This is a genomic window from Clostridium sp. NkU-1, assembly GCA_001312405.1.
The window spans coordinates 1-12,598 of record BBDR01000007.1 but is presented as its reverse complement, the minus strand read 5'-3'; the positions used below and the strand labels follow the sequence as shown (position 1 = coordinate 12,598).

Sequence of the window (12,598 nt, the reverse complement as noted above, 5' to 3'; positions counted from 1 at the left end):
CTGGCTTCAAGCGCTGTGATAAAACTGCTATTCAGAAGTATATAAAAAGTCTCTTACTCTGTCAGGAGTATCATCCTGTGTTATAAAATATATGGTATCATTTTCCGAAAGAGCAACGTATGGTCCGGGGGATTTTATGACAGTGTCATTCCTGCTGACTGCAATCACAGTCGCCCCGGTCCGCTGCCAGAATTGGATTTCAGTTACCGTCTTATTCAAATGGGCACATTCACTGGTGATCCGTATCTCAAACGGCATAAATGGATTCATTGACCGGAAGTGAACCGAGGCCTCTATCATATCCTGCAGACAGTCATTTAAGTATTCCATTTCCTGTTTTTGACGGCTGACACTTTTTAAAAGATTTTCCTTAATGGTATCAATGGTCTGCCTTTTGCTGTTTTGCTGGATGTACTCTGCTGCTTTTCTCTGGGACTTGATGATGATCCCATTGCCCTTTTCAGAGGTTACGATTCCTAAATCGCTAAGTATACAGATCGCCCGCCGGGCAGTCTCCGGAGATACGCTGTACTGGCCGGCAAGAGAGGAACGGGCGTATATCTTCTCACCTACCTCATACTCCCCATTGGCGATCCGGGCCGCCACTTCCACAGCGATTTGCTGATAGCGCGGGATTGCTGTCTTATGCTTTAACTCTATATCCATGTAAATCACGTTTCCTTTGCCTATTATAGTGTAAAACAACACCAGTATAGCCTAAAACGTGATACAAAGCAAGGTGGAGTCCTGATCACTTTCCTTTTTCAACATAAGACAGATCATTCACCGTTTCAACTGTATATACGCCATCCTTGACAACCACTTTTGATACACTGGCATTTTTAAGCCCTGCTGCCGGCACCTCTGCATTTGCATCAACTGAAACAAGAAATGTTCCAATGCTTAATCCGTGAGAAACCACAAGAACATCAGCATTGCCTTGATCCATGGATTCCTTTACGATATCTCCAAATGCCGCCTGCAAACGGGTCTGGATTGCGGCAATATCTTCTGCAGGCCAATTGCCCTCTTTTTCTGCCTTATCCTTATCCAGTTGTGCCAGAGTATCTGCAAATGGTGCAACCGTGTCCATGAAGCTTCCGGCCTGCATGGAAGCCATCATATCCTCCAGTGTTATGCCCTGGGCTTCTGCAACTGCCTCCCACATTTCCTCATTTGGCATACCTTCATAAGTACCAAAGTTAAACTCTCTGAGCCTTTTGTCTTTATGTATTTCCAGGTCCTGGCCTTTTTCTTTCAGTACAATTTCTGCCGTCTCAATGGCTCGTCCGCTATCGCTTGTATACACTGCGTCAAATTCAACTCCCTCTGATTTTAAACCTCGTCCCAAAGCCCTTGCCACTTCTACACCGGCGGGTGTGAGTGGTGCATCAATCCAGCCCTGTGAGCGATCCGAAGTATTTAACATGGTCTTACCGTGACGTGTAATATAAAGTGTTACTGTATCAACCACTGCCGCAGGCTCTTCTTCCGATACTTTTTCTGTTTCAGTCTGTGTTGCTGTTACTGCCGTTTCCGGCTGCTTCACAGATGCTGTCTGGCAGCCGGTCAAAAACATGGTTCCAAGTAAAAGCGCTGATATATATCCGGTAATTTTTTTCATATATTATTCTCCTCATCCTTAATATTACATACTCCTCATGACCATTTCGCCGGAAAGCAGCCAGCCCGCCCCCTCTTGACAGACCTGGCGCATTTTCCCGGTTTCAGCAGGTCAGATCTTCCCCATTAGCAGCAATGACTTTCTTATACCAATAAAAGGATTTTTTCCTGGAGCGTTTTCCGGTTCCATTTCCTGAATCATCAAGGTCTACATAAATAAATCCATAGCGTTTACTCATCTCTCCGGTGGAAGCACTCACTAAATCAATACAGCCCCAAGGCGTATATCCCATTAAGTCCACACCATCGATTTCAACCGCATCTTTCATGACCTCAATATGGGATTTCAGGTATTCGATGCGGTAGTCGTCTTCTACATATCCATTTACATCGGCCACATCTTTCGCACCTAAACCATTTTCCACGATAAACAGTGGTTTTTCGTAACGGTCATATAAGGCATTTAAAGTGATGCGAAGTCCCAGAGGGTCGATCTGCCAGCCCCACCCGCTCACTTCCAGATAAGGATTTTTCAGGGAGGCAAACACATTGCCTTCTGTTGTTCCCACAGCAGTTGGATCCCCGCTGGCTACTCTGGATGAATAATAAGAAAAAGAAATGAAGTCAACCGGCGTTTCTTTCAATATTTTCAAATCGTCGTCTGTTATATCCAGCTTGATTTTCTCTCTTTCAAAGCGTTTCCAGGCATATTGAGGGTACTCACCTCTTGCCTGCACATCAACGAAGAAATATCCCTCTCTATCTCCTTCGAGTGCCGCCCATACATCCTGAGGCTTGCATGTGAAGGGATAATATTGTCCCGCCGCCAGCATACAGCCTACCTTGTTCTGAGGATCGATCTCATGAGCCATTTTTACTGCCAACGCACTGGCGACCAGTTCATGATGAGCTGCCTGGTACTGAATCCTGGTTCTGTCTTCCCCCTCCTCAAAATATAATCCTGCCGCCATAAAAGGGCCATGAAAAATCATGTTAATTTCATTAAAAGTAAGCCAATATTTGACCAGTCCTTTGTAGCGGGTAAATACGGTCTTACAGTAATTTACAAAAAAATCGATGACCTTTCTGTTTCTCCAGCCGCCATATTCTGTGATCAAGTGCATAGGACAGTCAAAATGCACCAAAGTAACAAGGGGTTCAATGCCGTACTTATGACATTCTTTAAAAATAGCTTCATAAAATTTCAGCCCTTCTTCATTGGGAATGTCATCGTCTCCGTTTGGAAATATTCTGCTCCATGCGATGGAAAGGCGATAAGTTTTAAACCCCATTTCCCCAAATAATTTAATATCATCAAGATAATGATGATACATATCAATGGATTTTTTTGCCGGATAGTAATGTTCCTCATCAAAATCAAACATTTTCATGTCTCCGGTAACAACAGCCCAGCGGTCTTTGCCATGGGGAACCACGTCCACATTGGCAAGGCCTCTGCCTCCCTCTGCATATCCTCCTTCACATTGGTTGGCAGCAGTTGCACCGCCCCATAAAAAATCCTTTCTAAATGCCATATGATAACTCCTTTCCTCTATCAGTTCCTGATCATGTTCTTCTGACATAAAAGATCATTGCCGGACAGCTGCTCTCTCAATTCCTATCAGGCAATCCTCTGTAGTGATCTTCTTTTCTTTCCACAAAATCATGCCGTCATGTTCACTTAAATTTGTAATCAATACCGGTGTCACTAATGAATATCCTTTTGATTGAATAAAATCCATATCAAACTCCAATAAGACCTGGCCTTTTTTTACTCTCTGTCCCTGCCCTGCCTTAGCGGTAAAACCTTCTCCATCCAATCTTGTGGTATCCATTCCAACGTGAATCAGGATCTCCAGACCATTGTCAGCCTTAATGCCCAAAGCATGTTTTGTATGGAAAAAAGCAGTGATCACACCATCTGCCGGAGAAATAATCACTCCTTTTGATGGATTTACCGCAATCCCCTTTCCCAATGTGCCGCTGGAAAATGCAGCATCTTCCAGATTTTCCAATGGGACAATTTCGCCTTCTACCGGAGAAAGAACCTCTATGGAAAGAATCTCCCCGGAACCATCTGGTGTACCTGCTGATTCATCGCTTTCCTTTATTTCCTCATCCGGCGTTTCCTTGTCTTTCCAGAAAAAGAACGTAAGCAAAAATCCTACCAGGGAAGAAACAATGATGCACACAAAACCATTAAACATTCCGCTTGCATCTCCTGTTGCATTGTTAATAAAATTTAAAACACCAAAGATTCCAAGACCTCCCATGGTATAGGACTTAGTTCCCATGGCAGTCATCACAGCGCCGCCCGCAGCACCGCCGATCATAGAGAAAATAAATGGCAGCTTTTTAGGAAGTGTAATACCATAAATGGCAGGCTCCGTTACTCCGCAGATGCCGGAAACCACAGCAGGGATACAAAGGGATTTTGTTTTTTCATCTTTGAGTTTAAAGTACATGGCCAGTACGCATGCAGTCTGTGCAAAGCTTGCGCCAAAGCTTCCATTTAATACATTGCTGTAGCCAAATTCAGACAACTGGATAATAGCCATGGGAATGACCGCCCAGTGCAGGCCGAAAATAACCAGAATCTGCCATATGAACCCCATCAGGATACCAAATAAAACAGGAGAAGCCGCAAATAGAGAGGCAAATCCTGTGCTCAAAAGACTTGTTGCAACAGATACCACAGGTCCTATGAGTAAAAATCCGGCAGCCATGGAGACAACCATCACGGCAAAGGGAACAAAAAAAAGTCTGGAGCATCTCAGGAATTACTTTTTTTGCTGTTTTCTGCACATAACCCGCAAACCACACCACAATAATAACCGGAACGACACTGCTTAAATAATTATTGGCTACCCAGGGAATCCCAAACGCTTTGAAGTAATAAGCGCTGTGTAAAATCGTTCCTTCAAATAAAACGCCTAACGGTTCCCCTCCCTGTATGGCAGATAACTGAATGCTGGGATAACATAAGGCCGCGCCAAGGGCCATACCTGTTAATTTACTTACATTAAACTTTGCCGCTGCAGTAAAGCCAATAATCAAAGGCATAAACTGAAAAACAGAATCACCGATGGCATTGAGCATCGCATAAGATCCGGACGAAGTAGAATAAAAGCCAAGAAATACAAAAAGTGCATTTAATCCTTTTATAACACCACCCGCTGACAGAACTCCAAGAAACGGCTGGAAGCAGCCGCTGATGATATCAATCAGCCGGTCAAACGCACTCTTTTTATATGTACTTTCTGCGCCGCCCCCTTCCGTGCTGATTCCAGCTGCCAGACAGACCTCTTCGTATACGGCAGGTACATGGTTCCCAATTACCACCTGGTATTGACCGCCGCTTTTCATAACCGTAACAACGCCTTCCATTTTCTTCAAAACTTCATCGTTTGCCTTGCTCTCATCCCTTAACTGAAAGCGAAGACGGGTAATGCAATGGGTCAAAGACGCAATATTTTCTTCCCCTCCTACTTCTTTGACGATTTTCTTTGCCAGTTCCTCATACTTTCCCACGGCAAATCTCCCCTTTCTAATTTGTTTTTATATTATCATCAAGGATCTTAATGATATGGATAGACAGGTATAATCCTTCCTGCTCTGTAAAACAGTAATGATAATGGTTCCAAAAAAAATCCCTGATCTTTTTCACACACTGAAACGTATCTTCGTAGCGTTCGCTTAAGTGGCCTTTCAGCATCTGACTCATATCGGCATCATTTAATTGTGAACCCTGGAAAATCCGTTGGGCCAGAAAACGCAAGTGGGTCACAAAACGGTAATAAGCATAGCTTTCCTCGTCATAATCAATTAAAAAATGATATTTTACTATATTTAAAATCTCGCCAATGAGCTTTGTTATCTTTCCTGCATTTTCCATGCCTGATTCCAATTCCGCATTGACAAAATGCATGGCAAGGGTTGCTGCTTCATGATCATCATACAAGGTATCATAGAGCTTATTAAATTCCGCCACCATCTCCCTGCTTAGGCGGAACTCATCCTGATACATTTTCCTGATATCCCAAAGCATTCTGTTTTCCAGATATGCCCCCAGCTTCCCGCGCTCAACCATACTGTTTAAATGGTCTGCAAGGGATATGACAAGAGAATTCTGCAAGGTACGGTTCAAATCCTTTTTGGCTTTCGTTACAAAACGGCCGGCCAATTCAAAAATCCCATCTGGTATTTCCGAAAATAATTGAGTATACTGCGCAAGCTGTGACCGGTCGTCTAAAATGAATATTTTATCAATCAATTCACGTGATATCTCCTCATTTTTATGTGCTGAATGAGCGATTCCTTTTCCCATGACAACCAATTCACGCTCCTGCCCGTCTAAGACCAGTGCGGCATTATTATTTAAAAATTTGACAATCTTCATCTCCCTGATCCTCCCCAAAAAGAAAACCCGCCTGATTCCAGGGATAAAAATCCCCGGAACCAAGCAGGTTTCGTATATGTTCACGCCATATTCACGATCCAACTGTGATTCCTGATATTAACAAGTTTTCATCTGTTCACCTTTTAGATTTGGATTTACTTTCTATCTGTGACCAACCCCTAACTGATGGATAAATACTAACATGCCGAAATTTTAAAAGTCAACATTTTTTTTGTTTTTTTTCTTAATTATTATATTATTTTTTTTCTAATTAATTTCATATTTTTATAAATATCATCATCATTATCACTATATATATTATCTTTTCAATATAATTTTTAGTGCTATATTACCAATTTCCAAGTATTGCAGCATTATGCAATTCCAGGATAAGCCAAGGCAAGTTTCTACACAGCTTATTACGATTAACACAAACCCAGTCAGCTTGAGTAAGCAGCTCCTGGAATCCCTATTGCCAGCTTTGTATATATGACAGATTCCCGCATAAATACTTTTTTGGTTTATTCTTTGACAGATCAGCCTAATTCTTATAATCTTACAAAAAAAACATAACTCCATCAAAAAAAATCCCGTCTTGGTTGACAAACGAAAAAGCGGTGCATATAATATTCTGTAATCTCTTTGCACTGCATTACATCCAACTATGGATGCGAGATCAACGGTACAAACTGAGCAGGCGATGAACCTTTTTACAAAGGTCATGGGGCCGGGCCGCTTACTATGCGGCAACAGATTGCAATTATTGCACATCTGTGGGACAGTAGTATGGTTTATGAGAGGCAGTCTTCTCATAAAAAGGCGTAACTTTTCGCGCCGTCCATCCGATTATGAAAACATTTTTGTTTTCATAATATGTTCCATAGGTGTGTTTTTTCATACCAAAATGGAACATAGACCCCGAAAATGAAGTGCCATAGAGCTATCAAACGAATGCCGAAAGGCTGAAACGGAGGTAACTTTTATGACAAACAACAAAGGTCACATGGCAGGTTTAACATCTGCCGAAGCAAAAGAATTGCAGGAGCAATACGGCAGGAACGAACTGACACCCCAGAAAAAGGAGAGCTTCTTTCGAAAGGTTGTTCACATTATCTGTGAGCCAATGTTTTTACTGCTGATTGTTGCTGCAATTATCTATTTCATTCTGGGTGAGCCCAGAGACGGTGCCGTCATGCTCATCTTTGTAGTGGGCATGATCAGCATTGATGTCATACAGGAATGGAAAACCGACAAAACGCTGAAAGCGCTGAAGGATCTGTCAGCCCCTCATGTGACAGTGATCCGCGACAATAAGGAACAGGTCATTGCCAGTGTTAACCTTGTACCCGGCGACCTGATGATGATCTGTGAGGGCATCAAAATTCCTGCAGACGGCATGATAGTAAAGTGTAACGACTTATGCGTCGATGAATCCTCTCTCACCGGCGAAGCAGAGTGCGTCTGGAAATTGCCTGCAGAAAACGCCGGTCCGGCGGACGAATACTGGCGCAGGGACTATTGCTATGCAGGCACCCTGGTCACCCAGGGGACAGCAACCGTTTGTGTGGATAAGATCGGCGCTGCCACGGAATACGGTAAAATCGGGGCAAATGTGGCCGCGGCGCCGGATGAGGATACCCCTCTGCAAAAGCAGACCCGCAGCCTTATTAAGCTTTGTGCCGGCATTGCTGCAGTGCTGTTTATCCTTGTGGGAATATTCACGTGGTTCAATATTCCGTACTATGACTTTCACGACCGGCTGATTGAAAGTATACTTTCCGGCATTACCCTTGCCATGGCCATGATACCCGAAGAATTTCCGGTTATTCTCATAGTTTTTCTTTCTATGGGTGCATGGCGCCTCGCAAAAAAACAGTCTTTGGTGCGTAAGCTGCCCTCTGTGGAAACATTGGGCGCGGTATCGGTACTTTGCGTTGATAAAACCGGAACCATTACCATGAATCAAATGGCAGTGCAGGATGTATGGACACTGGATGGTGATGATCATGCCTTATGTGAAACCATGGGACTTGGCTGTGAAACAGACGCTTATGACCCCATGGAAAAAGCCATGCTTTCCCACTGCAGCAAACTTGGCATCACCAGGGATCATCTTTTCAGCGGGGAACTGGTGGGCGAATACACCTTTACCAACGAGCAGAAAATGATGGGGCATGTCTGGCGCAGAAACGAAGAGCTGGTCATTGCAGCAAAAGGCTCTCCTGAGCGGATTCTGACCATCTGCAATCTCAGCGGTGAAGAAAGAGAAATCGTTGAACACAAAATCATGGAAATGTCCATGGAAGGCCTTCGAGTCATTGCAGTCGCTGCCGCAAAACTCCAATGTGAAGCAGAAATACCGGCTGAAATCACCGGCTGCTCCCTGATACTCTGCGGCTTAATCGGGCTTGCCGATCCTCCAAGGGAAAGTGTAAAAGCCGATATAGCCGTCTGCACCAGGGCCGGTATCCGTGTGGTGATGATAACAGGCGACAATGGCATTACCGCTTCTTCCATTGCAAAAAAAATCAATATGCCTGACAGCGGCCATATTATTACCGGTGATATGCTAAATGAAATGAGTGATGAGGCGCTTCGTGACAAGGTAAAGGATGTTTCGATTTTCTCCCGTGTCATGCCGGAACACAAAATGCGGATTGTTAAGGCATTTAAGGAAAACGGCGAAATCGTTGCCATGACAGGGGATGGGGTGAATGATGCCCCCGCACTGAAGTACGCCGATATTGGCATTGCCATGGGCAAGCGGGGCAGCGAGGTTTCCCGTGAAGCCGCGGGCCTGATTTTGATGGATGATAACTTTACCACCATTGTGGAGACTGTGAAGGATGGCAGACGCATCTATGACAACATCCGAAAAGCGGTCGGCTATGTATTTACCATCCACATCCCCATTGCATTTACATCCTTGCTTGCCCCTATGCTTGGCATCGCGCCCACTGCACTTTTGCTGCTGCCACTGCATGTTGTGCTGCTTGAGCTGTTGATTGATCCGACCTGCTCCATTGTACTGGAAAGGCAGCCGGCTGAAACGGATATTATGGAACGCAGGCCCCGTGATCCGAAAGAAAAGCTGCTTACTCCGGCCCTTCTTTTCAAAAGTATCCTGCAGGGACTGGTCATATTCGCCGTTTCATTTTGCACCTATTATACGATACTTGGCGGCAATGAAGTAAATGCACCTGCAGCCCGTGCAATGGGGCTTACCATTATCATGCTTTCCAATTTGTTCCTGGTACAGGTAAACAGCTCTGACCATGATTTTGCAGTCCAGTCTATAAAACGTCTTGCAGGAGACAAGGTGATGTGGGCGGCGAACTTTGGAACATTTTTAATGGTTGGGATCAGCCTGTATTCTCCATTAAATGGATTTTTAAAACTGGCTCCCCTGTCTGCTTCCATGCTTTTCACTGCTATAGGCATTGCTGCTTTCGCAGTATTCTGGTATGAAGCAGTGAAACTGGTAAAAAAATCTGATAAAAAATCAGGTTCCAAAGTCAGGCCATACGTGTTAAAATATACAATGCAAAGATAAAAACACAGTTCCGGTCGGTAGTCCGGACGCAGCGTCAGCTGTCAGTAACCTGCCTCCTTGGTTGTCCATTCTTTGTAAGGCATATAAATTAGGAGGATTTTATCATGAGAAAGACTGGTTCCAGGCTGACTGTATTTTTTGAGGAGCCCTTTTGGGTAGGCATCTGTGAGCGAGAATTTGAAGGCAGATATGAGGTTTGCAAAATCACTTTTGGAGCGGAACCCAAGGACTATGAAATCTACGATTTCATACTCAGAAACTACGACAGACTGCGGTTTAGTCCATCTCTGGAAGCATCATCAATGACTGAAAAGCGCATCAATCCCAAGAGAATGCGGAGGGAAATCGACAGACATCTGCAAAACACCGGGGTTGGAACAAAGGCGCAGCAGGCTTTGAAGCTTCAACAGGAGCAGTTAAAATCGGAACGCAAATTCCATTCCCGGGAACAGCGGGAAGCTGAGAAAGAGCGTCAATTTGAACTGCGGCAGGAAAAACGCAAGGAAAAGCACAGGGGGCATTGACCTCCCTGTGCTTTTTTTCTGCACTTCAGGACCACACTTACTTTAACAACTGATACCGTAAGCCATCATCCGTACTGTACCATATCAGCATTCCATGGCCTCTTTTGGGAATGCGCACATTTAAATTCCATTCTGGATATTGCTTGATGATCTGGATCCGGTCACCTGAAGCCAAAGCCACAAAGGAAATGTAATGCTCTTTATTCATAGGATGTCCACTGGTGATATACCAGTCATCTTCCAGCACCTGAACGGTCAGCCTTTCGCTTTCTTCCGCTTTTTTCAGGGTTTGGGCTGCCAGTTTCTTGCCGCAGCATGAAACTTCCGCATCTCCTGTGCAAAGCGTTATATTCTGGCATGTGGGACAAACAAAGTATTTCGTATTCTTCATATTACCTCCTGCTAAATTGTTGGGAGTCATATCGCCGGACAGTAAATTCATTGTATCAATTCCAAGAAGCCTGGAAAGCTCCGGAATAAGCGAAATATCAGGCAGGCCCAGGCCCCGTTCCCACTTGGAAATGGTTTTATCGCTAAGGTTCATTTTATCCGCAAGTTCCTTTTGCGTCATATTGTGTTCCTGGCGCAAGGTGCGGATTATGCTCCCTACTTTACTGTTTTCCATGCTTTACCTCCTTATCAGGAATCAAGAGCCAGGCTTTTGGTTCTTTTCCAGCCATAATTCCAGCAGTGTATTTACATCGTCAGAAAATTCACGATCCGTCTGTGTTTCCTTTTTTTCTATTTCTTCTATAATTTCAAAGGAAAATCCGGCTGCTCCGGACTCCTTCCATGCGTCCATCATACATATTTCAGGACATGAATCCGTTGAAACGGAAAATAGAAACCGGTTTTTTGCTCCCCGCATATCTTTCGTTGCCCGAAACCATACATCGTCCCTGCCGCTGCATTTTATACAATATACTCCCCCAACTGCTTTTCTATTATGATACTGCTCTTTCAGGGCTTTTCTTGAAGATTTATCCATTTTATTTTCACCATCTTTCTGACATTCCGTGTTTCTTCTCTACCTATCATTGTAGTTGTTTGCCATGAGCTTTTCAATCTACGCTCCGTAGAGTTTCATCGTGATATCCATATAGGAAAGAAAACAGCGTCATCCGAAAGATTTTTTTGCGTTTTTGCTAATATTTCTTCATTACGTAATTTGTCAAAATAACGTCCTTCCGCTCAACCTGCTGTTCTTTGAAAACCCTGTACCCACGGGATTCAAAAAACGGCTTTGCGGTTATGGAAGCATGTGTTGTTACCGTACCATCTGGAAAACCAGCTTCCAGCCTGTCACAAAGGAGGGTCGCAATCCCCTGCCCTGATAGTCCTTGTGGATATAGAGGCGGTCAAGATAACCCGTATCATCCATGTCCCCAAATCCCACGATCATGCCGTTTTTTACAGCCACAAGCGTATGATGCTCCTTTAAGGAGCGGTCCCAGACCTCCCGATCCATATCCTTTGATGCCCACGCATCAAGCTGCTCCTTTGTGTAGTCTCTGGAGCATATTACATGGACCGTATCATAAAACAATGCTGTTATTTCCTCAATATCCTTTGGATTATATTCTCTAATTGTCATTTACTCTCCCAATCTATACAGTTCTTTTGTTAGAATTTAAAAATCACAGCATTAAAAACACTGCCTTAAGCTTATGATTATTTTATCACATGTAAGTTTAGTCTGCCAGTTTCATCGGTCATTTGCCATATTAATAAGAAAAAAAAGAATGTATCCCAAAAGACATTTATTGACTTTTGGGATACATTCTTTTCTATACCTGTAACTACCTAAAAAACTGCATGAACTGTTGTGTGATTCCCTGTGTCATGACATCTGCCATCTCAAGGGCTTCTCTTTCAATGTCTGCAAATATATTGATGCCGTCTTCAAAATTCTGTGTCAGGATGTCATTCGCTTCTGTCTTTGTCATTGCCAAGTGATTATAGAGCATATCCTGCCAGTCATCGTCCGACCAATTGGGATTGATATCGGCGAGGAATGTTGCGATCTGATCTGCGTTATCGTACCAGCGTTTTTCCGCATCGGAAGCAGCATCAGCATTGCCTTCCTTCATCGCCATAACAAGTTCATTGGCGGTTGTAAGGTGGGTTGTCAGCAGCTCTGCAAATTTAGCGGCATTATCCTGCCCATAAAACGTAATCAATACTTCTTCGAAATCTTTAGGATTCTCCAGCAGACGATCTGTTACAAATTTCACATCCGGAAGGTCAAAAGCCACGCTCTCGATAACCATTCTCGTCCAGTATACATGCTGTAACCATAAAAGCCTCAGATAATTACTTAAGCTTTGTTCTGCCTCGGAGATACACATAATGACAGGAGGCTGGGGAATTGGCTGCGGCAATGGCTGAGGAGTTGGCTGGGGCCTGGGAATCGGCTGCGGCAACGGCTGGGGAGTTGGCTGCGGCTTGGCTGGGGTGTCGGCGTGGGGTGTGGCTGAGGTGTCGGCTGCGCTGGCTGGG

General features: G+C 44.1%; 10 protein-coding genes, 2 pseudogenes and 1 riboswitch. Of the genes and pseudogenes, 2 read left to right on the top strand and 10 right to left on the bottom strand.

Annotation, left to right across the window (positions count from 1 at the left end; translation table 11 throughout):
* Positions 1–27: 27 nt before the first annotated feature.
* The 6 genes and pseudogenes from JCM10519_RS12245 to JCM10519_RS12225 all read right to left on the bottom strand — a co-directional run bounded on the left by JCM10519_RS12245 (position 28) and on the right by JCM10519_RS12225 (position 6,022).
* Positions 28–666: a GntR family transcriptional regulator gene (locus tag JCM10519_RS12245; RefSeq protein WP_054739489.1), complete on the bottom strand. Its 639-nt coding sequence runs from the start codon at positions 664–666 to the stop codon at positions 28–30.
* An 85-nt stretch (positions 667–751) separates the two neighbouring features.
* A complete protein-coding gene (locus tag JCM10519_RS12240; RefSeq protein WP_054739487.1) occupies positions 752–1,624 on the bottom strand; it encodes a histidine phosphatase family protein in 873 nt (290 codons plus the stop codon).
* A gap of 103 nt (positions 1,625–1,727) precedes the next feature.
* Positions 1,728–3,158: a 6-phospho-beta-glucosidase gene (locus JCM10519_RS12235; protein WP_054739690.1), complete on the bottom strand. Its 1,431-nt coding sequence runs from the start codon at positions 3,156–3,158 to the stop codon at positions 1,728–1,730.
* Positions 3,159–3,212: 54 nt separating this feature from the next.
* Positions 3,213–4,349, bottom strand: a complete 1,137-nt coding sequence (locus JCM10519_RS29395) for a glucose PTS transporter subunit IIA (protein WP_347844017.1) — start codon at positions 4,347–4,349, stop codon at positions 3,213–3,215.
* 88 nt (positions 4,350–4,437) lie between these two features.
* Positions 4,438–5,154, bottom strand: a pseudogene (locus tag JCM10519_RS29390) (PTS transporter subunit EIIB); the annotation flags it as partial.
* A gap of 16 nt (positions 5,155–5,170) precedes the next feature.
* The gene (locus JCM10519_RS12225; protein WP_347844016.1) at positions 5,171–6,022 is read right to left on the bottom strand and encodes a PRD domain-containing protein; all 852 of its coding nucleotides are present in this window, start codon (positions 6,020–6,022) and stop codon (positions 5,171–5,173) included.
* A gap of 679 nt (positions 6,023–6,701) precedes the next feature.
* A riboswitch (NiCo riboswitch) is annotated at positions 6,702–6,806 on the top strand.
* Positions 6,807–7,004: 198 nt separating this feature from the next.
* Here JCM10519_RS12225 and JCM10519_RS12220 point away from each other — a divergent pair.
* Together JCM10519_RS12220 and JCM10519_RS12215 are read left to right on the top strand one after the other, a co-directional pair.
* Complete coding sequence (locus JCM10519_RS12220; RefSeq protein WP_054739484.1) at positions 7,005–9,575, top strand: HAD-IC family P-type ATPase; 2,571 nt, start codon at positions 7,005–7,007, stop codon at positions 9,573–9,575.
* A gap of 104 nt (positions 9,576–9,679) precedes the next feature.
* The gene (locus JCM10519_RS12215; RefSeq protein WP_054739481.1) at positions 9,680–10,099 is read left to right on the top strand and encodes a DUF2992 family protein; all 420 of its coding nucleotides are present in this window, start codon (positions 9,680–9,682) and stop codon (positions 10,097–10,099) included.
* Positions 10,100–10,136: 37 nt separating this feature from the next.
* On the opposite strand, the gene JCM10519_RS12210 is transcribed toward JCM10519_RS12215, so the two are convergent.
* From JCM10519_RS12210 to JCM10519_RS12195, 4 genes and pseudogenes are all read right to left on the bottom strand, one after another.
* Complete coding sequence (locus JCM10519_RS12210; RefSeq protein ID WP_054739478.1) at positions 10,137–10,724, bottom strand: helix-turn-helix domain-containing protein; 588 nt, start codon at positions 10,722–10,724, stop codon at positions 10,137–10,139.
* A 21-nt stretch (positions 10,725–10,745) separates the two neighbouring features.
* Positions 10,746–11,087: a hypothetical protein gene (locus tag JCM10519_RS12205; RefSeq protein ID WP_054739477.1), complete on the bottom strand. Its 342-nt coding sequence runs from the start codon at positions 11,085–11,087 to the stop codon at positions 10,746–10,748.
* A gap of 157 nt (positions 11,088–11,244) precedes the next feature.
* Positions 11,245–11,693: pseudogene (locus tag JCM10519_RS12200) on the bottom strand (GNAT family N-acetyltransferase).
* Between the two features lie 205 nt (positions 11,694–11,898).
* On the bottom strand, positions 11,899–12,598 hold a 700-nt coding region (locus tag JCM10519_RS12195; protein ID WP_347844015.1), incomplete at its 5' end, for a hypothetical protein.